The following is a 15863-nucleotide window of genomic DNA, read 5'->3' on the forward strand; positions in this document are numbered from 1 at the left end:
AGTTCGCAGCAAAAATTTCATCCTAATTTCATTTATATGTGGAAAGCTGAAGATAAATGGCAGTTTTAAGGATATAAAATCGATGAAACCAATTTCATTAAAAACAGGCTTTGCAGCGCTGATGTTGACCGCCACAGCCGCTTTAACCAGCGGAGTGCTTGCAGCTTGTTCAAATGCCCCTTCCAGTGAAACTCCCGCCCCAAATGTTACGGCTGCAACCGAAGCAAACAACAAGCAAAACGTGGCACAAGGCGGTGGCATGGGTGGCATGGAGCATCATGGCATGAATCACGATATGTCAATGGATTTAGGCCCTGCTGATGCCGACTACGATTTGCGATTTATTGATGGCATGACAGTACACCATCAAGGTGCTGTAAAAATGGCTCAAGATGTGCTTAAACAATCCAAACGCCCGGAAATGAAAAAACTTGCCACTGATATAATTGCTGCTCAAAACCGCGAAATCAATCAAATGAAAGAGTGGCGAAAAACTTGGTATCCCAAAGCCAGCAGTACCCCGATGGCTTATCAGGCTCCAATGGGTCGCATGATGGCCATGACTCCCGAACAAATGCACCACATGATGATGAGCATGGATTTAGGGGCGGCTGACGACCAATTTGACTTGCGATTTATCAATGCGATGATTCCTCACCACGAAGGAGCTTTAGTGATGGCCCAAGATGCTTTGAAGAAGTCAAAACGCCCGGAAATGAAGAAATTGTCTCAAGAAATTCTGACTTCGCAAAAGCAAGAAATTGAGCAAATGAAGCAGTGGCGCCAAGCTTGGTACAAACAGTAATTGGGAGCATCTCAATGAAAGCACCCCTCCGCTAGAAATTGGAGGCAGGAGGCAGGAGACAGGAGCCAGGAGCCAGGAGGAAAGAGTCAGAAGGAAGGAGCCAGAAGAAGTGTTTTTACAAATATGAGATGCTCCCCAGTAATTTAGCTCACCTCAACAAAACGTGACCCAAATCCCGAAAATGAGTGACATTAATCACAGTAGCTCAATAGTTAAGAACATACTTGGTTCACAAAAGCAAGAAACTGAGCAAATGAAAAAGTGGCGACCACCTTGGTAGACCAAGTAATGTAGCTCGAATGTGGCTGTCAGCATTTGTCTGACTCCACCTCAGTTTCCTGAGAGTACCTACACAGACTGTAGATAATTGAGCCGCCCTAGCTCTAAAGTAGTAGAAAGTTACGTAAGAATACTGTAGACAATTGCTCAGCCATACCTCTAAAGTAATAGATAGGTCAGCAAAAAGCTAGATAGATAGAGGGGGTAGTTTATGATATTGAATAGCTTGGAATTAAACACCACTTATAAATCAAATGCAGCCGTAGATGAGCTAGTGAGCGCATTGACCAACGAAATTGCAGCGCCAGCAGAGATAAAAAAACCGGCAAAAAATCTACAGCCAAATCGCTTGTCATTAGGCGCAACTTATATGGGTATTTTAGCAGCCGGTGGGTATCTGGGCTGCTGATGCGAAATTTCATCCTAATTTCATTTGACCCTGAAATACTAGGTTGAGTAGAGCATTTCTAGCTCTTGGTCATTGCTTAGCAGTCGCTTCTTGGAAAATGCTAATAAGTAACTTTACTTAATGGGTATCACTTACTTACCTTGGCAAAATACCAACTGCTAAACCTGTGGCACTCAACCTGATTTCAAGGACATTGCCAACGATGATATTCCACAAATATGCTCAATATCCGGCAATTATTAGCAGCTTTTCGGGAAGTTTGTTCAGCCTAATTTTGCTAAGTTCTCCTGCCGCTGTTTTTGCCCACGCTGGCCACGGAGATGAATTTCACCAAAGCGGCGAAACAACTGAAACTCCTGCTGCTATTTCTGTCGATGCCGAAACTGCAAAACGATTAGGTATTAAAGTCTCCCCTGCCTCCCGCCAGCGACTAGATATCGGCATCAAAACCACTGGACAAATTGAAACTTTACCCAACGAAAAAGTAGAAGTGACGGCTCCTGTTGCTGGGAAAGTAGTAGAGTTGCTGGTTAAGCCTGGGGACAAAGTATCAAAAGGTCAACCGGTGGCGGTTTTATCGAGTTCAGAATTAGGACAGTTGCGGGTTGAATCTCTCTCGAAACGTGCCGAAGCTGAGGCAGATTTGCAGCAAGCAGAAGGGGATCTAAAACTAGCACGAGAAAATTACGATCGCCAAAGTCAAATATCCGCAGCAGAAATCGCCCAAGCCCAAACCCAATTGACAGCGGTAACTAAGCAGTACCAACAAGAACAAGAATTAGTAAACAAGCGTTCAGTTGTGCAAGCGGCTAAAGAAAACTATCAGCGTCAAGTTGAAATAGCGCAAGCCGAAATAGCACGGGCAGAAACAGAATTAACTGTTGCCAAAGAACAGTTCGATCGCGACAAAGAATTAGTGGCATCAGGGGCGATCGCGCGGCGCACAATGCTGGAATCGCAAGCCCACTTCGCCGAAGCACAAGCCGCTGTTGCTAAGGCAAAAAGCCGTCCAGAAGTTATCAAAGCCCAAACCGAAATTAAACAAGCCGAAGTAGACCTCCCTATGCGCGAATTGCGGGAATCTCAAGGCAGAGTAGCAGAAGCAAAAGCTCAACTTACCAGAGCTCAGAGCCGCCGGGAAGTCCTAGAAGCCGAGAACCAACTCAAACGCGCCAAAACTGCCGTCGAAGTCGCTCAGTCGCGCATTCGCTTGGCTGACGCAGCGTATCAAGCGCGACTCCAACAATTAGGAACTGTTGCCAACGATCGAGGACTCGTTACCGTAGTTGCTCCGATTTCGGGGACGGTAGCCGATCGCGAAATCACCCCAGGAGAGTCAGTAAACGCTGAAAAACCGTTGATGAGTCTGTTAAATGACAGCCGCGTTTTTGCCACAGCCAATATTTACGAAAAAGACCTGAATCAAGTAAAACAGGGTCAGGAAGTCAGGGTAAAAGTCGCTAATTTACCCGATCGCACTTTCAATGGAAAAATCGCCTTAATTGGGTCATCCGTGTCAGGAGAAACGCGGGTTGTTCCCGTGAAAGCAGAACTAGATAATATTAACGGTGAATTAAAGCCCGGACTGTTTGCTGAGTTGGAGATTTTAACCGACAAAACTGCCACAAATATTTTAGCAATTCCGAGTGCGGCGGTAGTGGAGGTTAGCGGTAAAAAAACCGTTTACGTCCAAAATGGCAATGCTTATCAAGCTGTTGAAATTGAACTCGGTCAAACGGCCGGAGATTTAGTTGAAGTTAAGAGGGGCTTATTCGAGGGAGATTTGATAGTAACGCAGCGAGCACCTCAACTTTACGCACAATCTTTGCGGGGACCCAGCAAGCCCTCAAAAGACGAGGAAAAGAAAAAGGCAACTCCAAAGGTAACAGAGGTTAATTTTAATAATTTACCCGTGTCTTTATGGTGGGCGGGAATAGGGGGAGGAGTTGCGATCGCATCCCTGACTTTCACAGCCGGCGTGTTGTGGGGAAATCGGCGCAAATTGCCAGCATTAGCAGCGGATTCTGGAAACAATAATTTTTCTGTCTCTGCACCGACATTAAACGCGAGTACAGTAGATGAATTGTCACTGCGGGATGACAACCATCGCGTTAAAAGTCAGGAGACAGAAGCCAAGAGCTTGAACTAAGAATTTTGTTTAATCTAGCAATTATAACCTACATAAAATGACTTAAAAAGGCGGAATAGCCGATGGTAAACCAACTCGCATAAATAAACGTGCAAATGCCTGAGAAAAGTGTTCTAGGTAAGGAGATTTTAATCGCCAGCGATCGTTTAAATTACTAGCGTGTTTCAACACATATTCGTAAGGCAAGGTGTGGATATCTCTAAAATTTACAACCAGTGCTTCTTTGTTATTATCTGGGTTCGTTGGTGATGCCAGCAGGTGCAAACCTTCGGTTCTCCCTCTTAAAACTTCATTCCATTTTCCTTTTTTCTTAAATGCTTCGTTATTTTCCTCAAATTCTGAAATATGGTAAATTGCACACAGCACTACCTGAGCTACTTTTTTATTATCCAGATCGCAGCTTTGGGTGAGAACAATTAAATCGAGTTCATTAACTTCTATTTGTACGTCTTGAATTTCACTGTTTTTGCCAAAATTTGTTGGGTCAAAAACTGGTATTGGTACGAGACACCCAGGCAGGTAATCACCTTGCCTGAGAGTGGATTCATTGACCTGCACCCAGAAAGGCTCTACGCTCATTCTTCATCGAAAATATACGGCAGAGGTTTTTTACGCCCTTTGAACTGAGCACGCATCATTACTCGTTCCGATCGCTTTGGCGGTACTGGATTGTAGTCTCTTTCGCCAATGCTGTCTAGAGTTTGTAAGTATTGTTTGACAATTAAATTCTGCAACACTTTATCAACTAATGCTGCAAGTTTTTGTCCTTCAGGACTTTGTAAATGAGCTGTGGCTTTTGACTCTAACACCAGCAATTTTGAGGATGGTGATACGCCATTAGGACGTAGGGGGGTAATTGTAGCCATCAGTTAATCAACTCCCTTGTGCGTTCTGTAATACAAGCTTCAAAAGCTATGTTTTTGTGTTCGTGCATTTGTTCTAAAATGTGCCAAATATCTATTTCATTAGAAGGAATATCTCCTTCCATAAATAGATCTAAGTCCAATATTATAGAAACAAAAGCCGGTGTGGGAGGTGGAACTATTGCTTGATTGATCACCAGCATTGTTCCCAAGTCTTCTTGGGGAATTTGTAGCTGCAGAAAGTAGCCACTTAATCCTTGCGGCAAGTCAGGGGAAACTTCCGGAAATGTCCTCAAATACTCTTTGATATCGCCAATCGGTAAAGGAATATCTAGCCTGTTAATATACCTGAGTGCTAAACGAACAATTGCTTCTGGATGTATCAGCGACTGATAGATATTCCACAGTCGTTTTGCTTCATCCCGAAAATTTTCCCAACAGTCGTAAGGGGCAAGCCGACTGAATGCGAAAGCATCTAAACGCAGTTGAAGAATTTGTTTTTGGTCGTTGCGGGAGGCTCTATAGCCAATAGGAGATTGGCTTGGTGTTGCCCCAACACTAGCACCTGCCATCATTTGTCCCTGAAAAAGTAACACCTCTTCACGCTGAGGATACTCAGCCTGAATGCTGGAGTACACCTGCGCCAAATTGTCAAGTTTAACTTCTGGTGGGAGTTTAACTTGTATATCAATCAAGGCTTCGGTGATTGGGGCGTGCGAGTAGTGTTTTGGTGCTTGCATAATAAGTATTGTAAGGTGCATTGTCAAAAATAGCAAGACAGGTTATATCATTTGAGATTTGAAATTTTAGATGACTTATTAATCAAGGTTGGAAGTTAAAAGATTTCATCCTAATTTCATTTTTGGGTGTCAACGTAAATTGAATGGCTATTTAACGTCGATCGCCCAACGGTGGCTGGTAGTCATCGCCTCTATAAAATCATAAAATGTTCAGCACTATTCTTAGATGGGTAATTAACCGCCGCTGGCTAGTCGTTATCGCCACCATTATTGTTAGTCTTTGGACATTGTATATCATCCCCCAAATGTCCCTTGATGTCTTCCCTCCTTTTGCACCCCCGCAGGTGGAAATTCAGACGGAAGCACCGGGGCTCGCGCCGGAAGAAATCGAGTCTTTGGTAACACTACCGATCGAAAGTGCAATTAACGGAACTCCTGGGGTAACAGCAGTGCGATCGTCTTCCGCTGTCGGCCTTTCTTCGGTTAAGGTAATCTTTGATTGGGGAACTGAAATTTATCAAGCGCGCCAGTTGATAACAGAACGGTTGCAGCAAGCTCAAAGCAAACTCCCGGCTGGGGTAGAAACACCGCAAATTTCTCCCACAACTTCTCCTGTCGGCACTGTTATTACCTATGCTTTTACCTCGGAAACTACTCCTTTGATGGAAGTGCGCCGTCTGGTTGATTGGCAAGTCACAAATCGCCTTCTAGCTGTGACTGGCGTTGCTCAAGTGGTGGCATACGGCGGCGAAGAAAGGCAGTATCAAGTATTAGTAGAACCTGCCAAGTTAAAAGCTTTTAATGTGTCGTTGCAGCAAGTAGCTGAAGCGGCGGCGGCTGCGAATGTTAACGCGCCGGGGGGGTATTTAATTACGCCGGATCGAGAAACTTTAATCCGGGGGGTGGGGCGGATTGAGTCTGTGGAAGATTTGCAGCAATCGGCGATCGACTCTCGCCACGGAACGCCCGTCAGAATTAGTGATGTGGCTGATGTCAAGATTGGTGCTGCAATCAAGCGGGGCGATGGCAGTTTTAACGGCAAAAAAGCTGTGATTGTGATGGTAAACAGACAGCCAGTTGCTGATACTCCGACGGTAACGAAAGCGGTTGAGGCAGCAATGGCTGAGGTGCAGGAAGCTCTGCCCAAAGATATTAAAGTTACTGTGACTTTTCGACAGGAAGAGTATATCAATTCCTCGGTGGAGAATGTGCGATCGGCTTTAATTGAAGGCAGTATCATTGTCACCCTTATTCTCATCCCGTTTTTGATGAATTGGCGCACTCTGGCGGTTGTTTTGCTGGATTTCTTTCTGACTTGGCTGTTGGCGCTGCTGGCGATGTATTGGCTGGGGCTGGGATTAAATACGATGACTTTGGGGGGTTTGTCGGTGGCGATCGGCACTGCGATCGACGATGCGATCGTCTATGCCGAAAATACCTACCGCAACTTGAGAGAAAATACGTCTTGTCTTCATCCGCGCCCGGTGATGGATGTGATTTTTGATGGCAGTCAGGAGGTGCGCGATTCGTTAATTGGAGCGACTGTTATTGGGATTGTTGTTTTTTCTCCAATTTTTACTTTGCCCGGTGTAGAAGGTCGAATTTTTACGCCGATGGGGATTACTTATTTGGTAGTTGTTGTGATTTCTAGTCTGGAATCGCTGTTAATATCTCCGGCCCTTTGCGCTATCTTGTTGCCTACCAAACGCATGAGTGCTGCGGAACCTTGGCTGCCGAGATTTTGCAAGCGCATATATCATTTTTCGATAAATTTGTCAATGCGCTATTCGAGGATTATTTTAGCTTTAGCGGCTGCTAGCATGGTGGCTACATTAATTATTTTGCCATCCTTTGGACGGGTGTTTTTGCCGGAGTTTCAGGAGCAAACTTTGGTGAATACTATTATGCTTTATCCGGGGGTGTCTTTGGAGACAACAGATAGCGCAGCTTTTGCTATTGAAGATGCTCTTAAGGATGATAGCAGGTTTCAATATGTGCAAGTGCGATCGGGCCGAGCTCCCGGAGATGCGGATGCTGCGGGAGTCAATTTAGCTCACATTGATATCGGTTTGAGCGAGACTGGGATGAAAAACAGGCCGCAAACTTTGGAGTCGCTGCGGCAGGAATTTGCTAAATTGCCGGGAGTTGCACCAAATATCGGGGGTTTTATTTCTCACCGAATGGATGAGGTTTTATCTGGTGTCAGAAGTCAGATTGCTGTCAAAATCTTTGGCCCGGATTTGGATCAACTTCGCCGCATCGGTGCCCAAGTTGAAGAGCAAATGAAAACCGTTGAGGGAATTGTGGATTTGCAACTCGAACCGCAGGTGCCAGTGCCACAAATTCAAATTAAGTTTAACCGTCAAGCTGCGGGTAGATACGGTTTGAAAATCGGAGAGCTTTCTGAAATAATTGAGACAGCTTTAAACGGCAAAGTTGTTTCTCAAGTTTTGGAGGTGCAGCAAACTTTTGACTTAGTTGTTTGGTTGCAGCCTGAAGCCAGAAACAACCTAGAAACTATTCAGAATTTGTTGGTTGATACTCCCAGCGGCAACAAGATTCCCCTCGCCCAAGTTGCGACTGTTAAATACGGTACGGGGCCAAATACGATTAACCGCGAGAATGTTTCCCGGTTGATTGTGGCAGCGGCTAATGCTAAAAATAGGGATTTGCGATCGGTTGTGAATGAAATTCAAGCTAAAGTAAAACGAGAGGTGCAGTTGCCTTTTGGCTATTTTATCCAGTACGGCGGTCAATTTGAAGCAGAACAAAGAGCTTCGCAAAATATTATGATATTTAGTGCGATCGCCTTTTTGGTAATTACAGTATTGATGTACTTGTCCGTCAAGTCAATTCCTTCAACTGCTATGATTATGATTAATTTGCCGATCGGATTAGTAGGAGGAGTAATTGCGGTAGCTTTGACGGGCGGCATCATCTCTGTAGCTTCCCTGGTTGGCTTTGTCACATTATTCGGCGTTGCTACCCGTAACGGCTTGCTTTTAGTAGACAACTACAACACTAAATTTGCCGAGGGAATGCCTTTTAAGGAAGCAATTATTAAAGGCTCGATGGAACGGCTCAACGCCATCCTGATGACTGCTTTAACTTCAGCTTTGGGTTTAGCACCTTTAGTCTTTGAAGGTGGGGCGGGAAAGGAAATTTTGCAACCGCTGTCAGTCGTAGTTTTAGGAGGGTTATTTACTTCTACAGCCTTAACTCTGTTAGTTTTGCCAGCTTTGTATGCTCAATTTGGGCATTTTTTACGACCTCAACAACCTCAGCCAGTTATTGAAGACGGCAAGGTAGTTAATGTGTGATATTTTCCAATTATTGTCAGTCAGCAAGGAGTCAAACAAATGAAATCGCTTAAGTCAAATTTAATTGTTCTAGGTAGTGTTGGATTGCTGTTTTTGGGAGCTTGCAGTCAAGGCGAGAAAGCCAGCGATCCAAATAACAGCCCGACATCCAATCCAGCAGCCTCTCAAACTGAGCCTTCACCTCCAAATGCTTCCCCGGCAGCAACAGCTAAAACAGAGCATACGAAAACATCTCAAGGAGGTCAAGTTGTCGAGTCTGGAGCTTATTACTTAGAGTTTATAACTCAGAAACAAGCAACCGGAACTCACTTAGATCTTTATTTGAAAAAAGGGGACAAACGCGAACCAGTTACCGACGCCAAAGTCATCGCTCAAGTGCAGTTAGCGAATGGAAAACTACAAACTATGGAACTCAAATACGACGCTGAGGGCAAACATTACTACGGGATTTTTCCAGGTACAGAAGCCGGACAATATCCAGTGAAAGTGATAGCGGATATTAAGGGAGAAAAAGTTGACGGTCGTTTTACCTTCAATCAATAGATGGCTGATTTCCTGGGAGCATCTCAGATTTGCAAAAACACTTCTTTCTTCTTCCTTCTGACTCTTTTCTCCTGGCTCCTGACTCCTGACTCCTAATTCCAATTTCGAGCTTGGCTGCTTTCATTGAGATGCTCCCGATTTCCTAATGCGCTCTAACTTATGGGCGCATTAGTGATGAGCAACAAACAACTGCCTCCTGCTTTTCGACTACAAAGCCGATCGCGTTTCGATCGCACTTAATTTCCTATTTCGTTACCTGAGTTTTCTTAAACGGGAAAAAAACTCGACCTGCCAGACTTTGGAAGTAGATGCCGCCCACGGTAATTAAAAAGACGAAATAAGCGATCGCCTGCACCACATAAAGCTTCTCCGTGTAGCCAAACAACGCACTCAACAGCAAACCGGGAAACTTGTCTTCTGGAAGCAGTTTTGAGGTATTCCAGACCATTGGGCCGAGAATGCAAGAGTGGATTTTAGTAAATCTTTCGTAATAGAAACACAGCGCTGCTGACTCGCGATTTGCTTGCGATAAAATATTCACCGCGCTGTCAAATAATCCCAAAGTAGATACCACTAAACCCGCTACAATGAAGAGCAATAAAACGCCCATATATTTGAAAAACAGGCGGATATTAATTTTGACTCCCCATTTAAACAGCAGGACACCAAGTCCGGTGGCTGAGAGAATGCCCGCCAAAGCGCCGATCGCCGGAATAATGCCTTGTTGAAACTTGGCGACGACAAACAAAACAGTTTCAAACCCTTCGCGCAAAACGGCAATAAAAACTAAACTAAATACGCCCCAACCGGCATGAGAGTTTTGCGTTAAGGCGGCACTCACAGCGCCTTCGACTTCGGCTTTCATAAATCGCGCTTGCTTGGTCATCCAAATCAGCATCCAGCTCAGCATTGCGATCGCTATAACCCCAAAGGTGGCCTCTAGCAGCGATTCCATAATCGGTGCAAAAGGCTGATTGGATGCGGACAAAATTTGAATAGTCCAGCCGAACAGTACACCTATCAAAGCGCTGGCAATAATTCCAACGCCAACTCCGCCGAAAACCCAAGGACTTAAATAACTTTGGCCTGATTTTTTGAGGCAAGCGAGAACAATTCCGACAACTAAGGCGGCTTCGACTCCTTCGCGGAGAGTAATTACAAAGGTGGGCAATGCTTCGCCAAAATTCATTTTTTTATGGTGGGAATGGGACTGGTTAAGGAGCGAGGTAATTGGCAGGTTATTTACCAATTACCGCTCTTGATGAGAGTAATGTTTTTAAGAGGCGGGTTTGAGAACTTTTTGGCTGTCGCTTTCGATTTTTTTAACTAGCTGGTTGACTTGTTCGGTGGTTTTTACGGGGGCGGCGGGTGCGATCGCAGTGGGCCAATTTGCCTTAAGTTCAGTCATGTTGGCAACAATTGCTTTGTCAATTTCCGGGCTGGTTTTAGCCACTTGCTCGGCAATATCTTTGTACAGGCTTTCCGCGTACATGACAAAACCCCGCGAATCTTGATATTCAATAATTGCGGAAATTTTGCCGTTAGCAACTGCCGCTCCGTATTCGGAATTAGCTGTATCCAGCAAGCCGTTAATCACTTGCAGCACGAATTTCGGATCTTTTCGCTGCGCTTCGGGAAGGGCGGCAATTGCTCCGTCAACAGCTTGCATTGAGGTGTCAAATTCCGCATTCACTTGAGCCGGATCTTTTGCACCTGCTTTAACTAAATCCTGCAATTTAATTAAAGTAGTCTTAAATTCGGGAATTTTACGCTCGTTTAGCTGATCTTCCACATCGGCATAAATTTCTTCGACTGGATGCCCGATGTGCGGTTCGGCTTGGTCGGGTTTGCCTTGATCCAAGAGTTCTTGGGCTACGAAAAGATGCCCTTTCATCAAGCCGAGTTTAGTCATGTAGTCTACATCTTTGGGCTCGCCTGTCAGCACCACAGTTTCAATAGTTACCAAGTCTTTGATTTGGTCGAATTGGGCTTGAGTAATGACATTTTTAGAGACCAATTCTTCGACTTTTCCGTAAGGGCGGCTGGCTTGAATTTTGTTAGAAAGTGCCGGTACTCCTAACTTGGCTTCGAGTTTATCTAACTCTGAAAGAATGGCAGTATTGATGTTGATGCCACCTTTGCCGCTGTGAGTCCCGCTGTGACCGCTTGTGGAGGCGGGACTGGCTGTGGCAACGGGTGAGACTGTGCTGTCGGTGTTGCTGGTTGTGGGGGTGGAAGCGCAACCGGTCAGAGCAACGAGGATGGCTGTAGCAGCGGCTGTAGGTAATAAACGATATCTTGCAACATTTGCAACAACCCTGCTACGGGCGGGCGAGACGCCCACCCCACAAGAAAAGTCATTGTTTGTGGAACAGGCATCTTGCCTGTTCTTGGGGACGCCCACCCCACAAGAAAAGTCATTGTTTGTGGAACAGGCATCTTGCCTGTTCTTAAGAATGGTGCAAGATGTGAGTAATAAACGAAAAGTTGATAACATGGCTGTTGCTAATTTTTACGTGATGTGCATTTGGAGTCACAAGTTATTAAGAAAGATTCTCAATTATTTGCGAGCTATTCATTCTACCTATTTGCGAGAAAATTGGGTAGATAATTTAAGACTTTCTTAACTTTAATCGCTGTAATCGGGGAGCGCGATTGGTTTAAGTGATGACTTCAAATACCCCCATGCAGCCTGCTTCGGCGATCGCATCTTGATGGGGATGAAACATAAATTTTCCAGCGTAGCCGTAGGTAAATTCTAAGATATGTCTTTCAGCTACTCCCATTGTGATTACATCGGTTCTTTCACTGGGAGTCAAAGTCATTCCTGTGCGATATACGTCAAAAAAGTTGGCGTGCAGGTGAAAAGTCACTGCCGCTTCGTACTCAATCATGTTGAGAACGTAAAGCCGGATTAGCTGATTTCGGTAAATAGGGATCGGGTTGTTCATGTAATAATTGGGCAACCCGTTAAAAGCGTATAGTTCGTTTTTTTTGTCGTCGTTTACATCGTATCCTCCCATGATTAACAAGATTTCATCGGCGGGAGGGCGGGGTTTTGGCGGATCGATGATGAACATTCCATAGAGTCCTTTACCTATATGACGAGTTACAGGCTCAATATGGCAGTGATAAAGATGCACTCCGTAGGGATTGGCATCAAATTCATAAATAAATACCGAACCGTGTTTCACTGGTTTAACGCCATCCATTTCGCTGGTATGAACGCCGTGAAAGTGCAGCGAATGAGAATCCCCCGCTTTGTTATAAAAAATGACGCGGATACGATCGCCCTCAGTTGCCCTCAATGTTGGCCCCGGCACGCGATTATTTACGTTCCAGGTGTTGAAAGTGACGGCGCTATTAAGTTGGACGATCGAAGTATTAGCTTCTAGGCGAAATTCGCGTACCGTGCGCCCGTTTTCGCGCGTCACCGTGCCGTAATCAAAATCCCGCGCAATTTGCATGGGGTTGATATTGCTGATGGTGACTGCATCTGCGGGCATTGGCGGTACTCTCGCCAATGCCGATCGTTTTTGGGTCAAATTTTGCAATGCGATCGCGCCGCCCGCTACCCCAGCCCCAGCTATTCCTAGCTGTAGCAGTTGGCGACGACTCCAGCGCCCCGGCTTTTTCATGGGGGGACGATCGGATAAATCTGTCATACTTATTGATAAAAATTCTCAAAAATTTGATTGCGTTTGAGTATAAGACATTTCCAGCTTGTTGTCAATAATTGTCAACTATCATCTTTTTCTGCGAAATTAGAAAATTTCATGCTGATTTCATCTCAGTATGTGAGGTTAGATGTTGGGGTAGATGCTGCCGATCGCTAACAATGTATAAGGATTTACCGCTATAAATTAGAGTTATGAGAGTTTTGCTAGTTGAAGATGAGCCCGATTTAGGGAAAGCGATCGAGCGAACCTTAAAGCAGGAAAAATATATAGTTGATTGGGCCCTAGATGGCAATGAAGCTTGGGAATATTTAGACAGCCAGTGGACGCAATACACCCTCGCTATTTTTGACTGGTTGCTACCAGGATTGTCAGGATTGGAACTGCTGCGGAGATTGCGTGCCAAACATAGCGCACTGCCCGTTTTGATGCTGACAGCAAAAGACCGAATGGAAGATAAAGTTGCGGGACTAGATGCCGGGGCTGACGATTATTTAGTCAAGCCGTTCGGGATGGCGGAACTGTTAGCAAGGTTGCGGGCATTGCAGAGGCGATCGCCCCAAATTCAGCCCCAACAGCTACAAGTAGGAAATCTCGTTCTCGACTGCGGAAATCGCACTGCTTGTCATCTCGATACCCACGGCAAAAACCAGATAATTTCGCTGACAAACAAAGAATTTCAACTGTTAGAATATTTTATGAAACATCCGAACCAAATTGTCACCACCGACCAAATTCGGAATCAGATATGGGAAGCAAGTGCAGATACTTTTAGCAATGTAGTAGCCGCTCAAGTGCGCTTGCTGCGGCGCAAACTCGAATCAGTTGGCTGCGCGAATTTAATTGAAACTGTACACGGCGTCGGATACCGGATGAAAAATTAAAGTAAAACCGATAGTCCGCCAGGGAATGAATTCCCTGCCTCAAAGCTAAAGTCCTCTAAAGAGGACTAATGAGTTCTTTAGGATCGCGAATTAAATAATTTACACAAGTTTGTGGGATGGGCGTCCCGCCCGTCCAGAAAGGGCGGGCGGGACGCCCATCCCACAAGAACCATCAAAATTCTAAGTTATTTAATTCTCATTCCTTAGTCCTCTTTAGAGGACTTTAACTATTAGCCAGGGAATTCATTCCCTGGCGGACTGTTTGACTGACAGCTTAAGTTATAAAAATGAATCAAAATAAACTATTTAACCGAACTCGCTGGCAATTAGCCCTTTCCTATGCAGCAGTAATGGGTTTGATTTTAAGCTTGCTGGGATTGGGCGTATACGAGGCGATCGCCCACGCTCACTGGGTAGCCATAGACCGCGAATTAGAATCAGTAGCTGGGACGCTACACGACAGCCTAGAAACCAAATTGCAGCAGCCCGGACGCTTAGAACCAATAGTCAATGAACTTTTGCCAAACCTCCGCGTAATTGGAGTTAACGGCATTAAAGATAAAGAACAGTTGCCCGATCGCCATATTTTAAGCGCTATCAACCAAAGCTTTTACTATATCCGTTTATTTGATAATTCAGGAAATTTGATTGCTACAGCAGGCGCTTATCCCGAAGAATTGCCACCGACCTTTAACTCACAACATTGGCAAACAATCACTGACAGCCAAGGCAATATTTATCACCAAATTTCTGTAGTGCTGCACACCAATACTCAGGAAAATTGGGGATATTTTCAAGTGGGGCGGAGCTTGGAAGACTTCAACGATTATCTCAGTACAGTCAAATTAATTTTAAAGTTGGGATTGCCGACAGCATTAATTTTAGTAGGCTTTTCTAGTTGGTGGCTGGCAGGATTAGCCATGAAACCGATTTATGCTTCCTACCGACAAATTCAACAGTTTACAGCGGATGCTGCTCACGAATTACGGACACCTTTAGCGGCTTCGCAGGCGACAGTAGAATCAGCACTGTTGATGCCTCAATTGGATGAAAAAGAAGCGCGGGAAATTTTGCGAACTGTAGAGCGCCAAAACCGCAGATTGACTCAGTTAGTGGCTGATTTGCTGCTACTGGCTCGCATGGATAATCAAGCGATACGCGATCGCCCTCAATTGTGTTGTTTGAATGACCTTGTTAGCGATTTAGTAGAGGAATTGGCAGCTTTGGCGATCGCTTCTAAGGTAGCCCTCACATCGTCCGTGCGAGTGCAACAGCAATTAAATGTGGTCGGCAATTCCGACCAACTTTATCGCTTAGTTGCTAATTTAATTGTTAATGCCATTCAATACACTCCGCCTGGGGGAAAAGTAACAGTTATTTTAGATTGCAGCCACCAGGAGGCGATTGTTCAGGTGCAAGATACCGGTATTGGGATAGCGGCGGCAGATTTAGAGCGAATATTCGATCGATTCTACCGAGTCAACAGCGATCGATCGCGCCATACCGGCGGTTCGGGACTGGGATTGGCGATCGCCCAAACCATCGCCCGGGCACACCGCGGCAGCCTCAGCGCCCGCAGCGAATTGGGTTCCGGCAGCACCTTTCTCCTGCAGTTGCCTTTGTGAGCTACTATTTGACATCTCCCCAGCCCTTTCATAGACGGGGATTCATAAGACTATAATGGAGGTCTTACAGGTGCTGACAAATCACCTCTACACGCTCAAAACAACTACCATTACCAGAGGTATTGCAATTGCGCTTACTTTTGTTTTACTTTCGGAGTCCATCACAAGGCCAGATAGGTACGCTCCATGTTCACCATTACTTGTTTACCCAGGCTACGGTCATGCCGAGACGAGATAACGAGCGGGGTTTCTCCTTAATAAAACACTTCTTCACGTAGATGGTTGTTCTTACTTGCAATTTAATTCTAGCATATTGAGGGCGGTTGAAACCGCCGCCGCGTTCCTCCCCATGATGTAAGCCATTGGCTTCTCGCTCAATTATGGTGAGGGAAACCGAATCATCTTTTTAGGGTAATCCCTTTTGCAGAAGGTAGCACGATAGCCGAAAATCATTAAATAGTCATTAGTCCTCAGTCAGTAGTCAGTAGTCAGTAGTCAGTAGTTAGTAGTTAGTAGTTAGTAGTTAGTAGTTAGTAGTTAGCAGCTAACAACGTATAACAGGAAAATTA

14 protein-coding genes are annotated in these 15863 nt (G+C 45.1%); 7 read left to right on the top strand and 7 right to left on the bottom strand.

What is annotated here, in order from left to right:
• The first annotated feature begins 82 nt into the window (after positions 1-82).
• From QUB04_RS00675 to QUB04_RS00685, 3 genes are all read left to right on the top strand, one after another.
• Positions 83-805: a DUF305 domain-containing protein gene (locus tag QUB04_RS00675; RefSeq protein ID WP_333279957.1), complete on the top strand. Its 723-nt coding sequence runs from the start codon at positions 83-85 to the stop codon at positions 803-805.
• A 490-nt stretch (positions 806-1295) separates the two neighbouring features.
• Positions 1296-1493: a hypothetical protein gene (locus QUB04_RS00680; protein WP_333141992.1), complete on the top strand. Its 198-nt coding sequence runs from the start codon at positions 1296-1298 to the stop codon at positions 1491-1493.
• Positions 1494-1695: 202 nt separating this feature from the next.
• Positions 1696-3642: an efflux RND transporter periplasmic adaptor subunit gene (locus tag QUB04_RS00685; protein WP_333279960.1), complete on the top strand. Its 1947-nt coding sequence runs from the start codon at positions 1696-1698 to the stop codon at positions 3640-3642.
• Positions 3643-3684: 42 nt separating this feature from the next.
• Here the strand turns inward: QUB04_RS00685 and QUB04_RS00690 are convergent, their stop codons facing one another.
• Genes QUB04_RS00690 through QUB04_RS00700 form a run of 3 tightly spaced genes read right to left on the bottom strand, consistent with a single transcriptional unit; the run spans position 3685 to position 5245 of the window.
• Entirely contained in the window at positions 3685-4221 is a 537-nt protein-coding gene (locus QUB04_RS00690; protein WP_333279962.1) for a hypothetical protein, read from the bottom strand.
• Positions 4218-4508 (bottom strand): hypothetical protein, encoded by a 291-nt coding sequence (locus QUB04_RS00695; RefSeq protein ID WP_333279964.1) that lies wholly within the window; start codon positions 4506-4508, stop codon positions 4218-4220. The genes QUB04_RS00690 and QUB04_RS00695 overlap by 4 nt, the downstream gene beginning before the upstream one ends.
• On the bottom strand, positions 4508-5245 hold the full coding sequence (locus QUB04_RS00700; protein ID WP_333279966.1) for a TIGR04255 family protein: 738 nt from the start codon (positions 5243-5245) through the stop codon (positions 4508-4510). Before QUB04_RS00700 ends, QUB04_RS00695 begins: the two co-directional genes overlap by 1 nt.
• 206 nt (positions 5246-5451) lie before the next feature.
• On the opposite strand from QUB04_RS00700, the gene QUB04_RS00705 reads away from it, so the two are divergent.
• Entirely contained in the window at positions 5452-8565 is a 3114-nt protein-coding gene (locus QUB04_RS00705; protein ID WP_333279968.1) for an efflux RND transporter permease subunit, read from the top strand.
• A 39-nt stretch (positions 8566-8604) separates the two neighbouring features.
• Positions 8605-9108 carry a hypothetical protein gene (locus tag QUB04_RS00710; protein ID WP_333141998.1) on the top strand — a complete coding sequence of 168 codons (504 nt, stop codon included), beginning with the start codon at positions 8605-8607 and terminating at the stop codon, positions 9106-9108.
• Here the strand turns inward: QUB04_RS00710 and QUB04_RS00715 are convergent.
• The 4 genes from QUB04_RS00715 to QUB04_RS00730 all read right to left on the bottom strand — a co-directional run bounded on the left by QUB04_RS00715 (position 9098) and on the right by QUB04_RS00730 (position 12773).
• Positions 9098-9232: a hypothetical protein gene (locus tag QUB04_RS00715; protein WP_333279970.1), complete on the bottom strand. Its 135-nt coding sequence runs from the start codon at positions 9230-9232 to the stop codon at positions 9098-9100. The two genes, QUB04_RS00710 and QUB04_RS00715, sit on opposite strands and share 11 nt — an antisense overlap.
• A 120-nt stretch (positions 9233-9352) precedes the next feature.
• Positions 9353-10297 (bottom strand): FTR1 family protein, encoded by a 945-nt coding sequence (locus QUB04_RS00720; protein WP_333279972.1) that lies wholly within the window; start codon positions 10295-10297, stop codon positions 9353-9355.
• 87 nt (positions 10298-10384) lie between these two features.
• Positions 10385-11605 carry a helix-hairpin-helix domain-containing protein gene (locus tag QUB04_RS00725; protein WP_333279974.1) on the bottom strand — a complete coding sequence of 407 codons (1221 nt, stop codon included), beginning with the start codon at positions 11603-11605 and terminating at the stop codon, positions 10385-10387.
• Between the two features lie 163 nt (positions 11606-11768).
• Entirely contained in the window at positions 11769-12773 is a 1005-nt protein-coding gene (locus QUB04_RS00730) for a multicopper oxidase domain-containing protein (RefSeq protein ID WP_333279976.1), read from the bottom strand.
• A gap of 206 nt (positions 12774-12979) precedes the next feature.
• On the opposite strand from QUB04_RS00730, the gene rppA reads away from it, so the two are divergent.
• Both rppA and rppB read left to right on the top strand, forming a co-directional pair.
• Positions 12980-13669, top strand: a complete 690-nt coding sequence (gene rppA / locus QUB04_RS00735; protein WP_333223872.1) for a two-component system response regulator RppA — start codon at positions 12980-12982, stop codon at positions 13667-13669.
• 287 nt (positions 13670-13956) lie between these two features.
• A complete protein-coding gene (rppB, locus tag QUB04_RS00740) occupies positions 13957-15294 on the top strand; it encodes a two-component system sensor histidine kinase RppB (protein ID WP_333279978.1) in 1338 nt (445 codons plus the stop codon).
• The last annotated feature ends 569 nt before the right edge of the window (positions 15295-15863 follow it).

This window comes from Microcoleus sp. D2_18a_B4 (assembly GCF_036702475.1).
Taxonomy (GTDB): Bacteria; Cyanobacteriota; Cyanobacteriia; order Cyanobacteriales; family Microcoleaceae; genus Microcoleus.

Bases quoted from the DNA above. Each gene is read 5' to 3' on its own strand.
- QUB04_RS00675 (WP_333279957.1), top strand. From the start codon at position 83: ATGAAACCAATTTCATTAAAAACAGGCTTTGCAGCGCTGATGTTGACC.
- QUB04_RS00680 (WP_333141992.1), top strand. From the start codon at position 1,296: ATGATATTGAATAGCTTGGAATTAAACACCACTTATAAATCAAATGCA.
- QUB04_RS00685 (WP_333279960.1), top strand. From the start codon at position 1,696: ATGATATTCCACAAATATGCTCAATATCCGGCAATTATTAGCAGCTTT.
- QUB04_RS00690 (WP_333279962.1), bottom strand. From the start codon at position 4,221: ATGAGCGTAGAGCCTTTCTGGGTGCAGGTCAATGAATCCACTCTCAGG.
- QUB04_RS00695 (WP_333279964.1), bottom strand. From the start codon at position 4,508: ATGGCTACAATTACCCCCCTACGTCCTAATGGCGTATCACCATCCTCA.
- QUB04_RS00700 (WP_333279966.1), bottom strand. From the start codon at position 5,245: ATGCAAGCACCAAAACACTACTCGCACGCCCCAATCACCGAAGCCTTG.
- QUB04_RS00705 (WP_333279968.1), top strand. From the start codon at position 5,452: ATGTTCAGCACTATTCTTAGATGGGTAATTAACCGCCGCTGGCTAGTC.
- QUB04_RS00710 (WP_333141998.1), top strand. From the start codon at position 8,605: ATGAAATCGCTTAAGTCAAATTTAATTGTTCTAGGTAGTGTTGGATTG.
- QUB04_RS00715 (WP_333279970.1), bottom strand. From the start codon at position 9,232: ATGAAAGCAGCCAAGCTCGAAATTGGAATTAGGAGTCAGGAGTCAGGA.
- QUB04_RS00720 (WP_333279972.1), bottom strand. From the start codon at position 10,297: ATGAATTTTGGCGAAGCATTGCCCACCTTTGTAATTACTCTCCGCGAA.
- QUB04_RS00725 (WP_333279974.1), bottom strand. From the start codon at position 11,605: ATGTTATCAACTTTTCGTTTATTACTCACATCTTGCACCATTCTTAAG.
- QUB04_RS00730 (WP_333279976.1), bottom strand. From the start codon at position 12,773: ATGACAGATTTATCCGATCGTCCCCCCATGAAAAAGCCGGGGCGCTGG.
- rppA (WP_333223872.1), top strand. From the start codon at position 12,980: ATGAGAGTTTTGCTAGTTGAAGATGAGCCCGATTTAGGGAAAGCGATC.
- rppB (WP_333279978.1), top strand. From the start codon at position 13,957: ATGAATCAAAATAAACTATTTAACCGAACTCGCTGGCAATTAGCCCTT.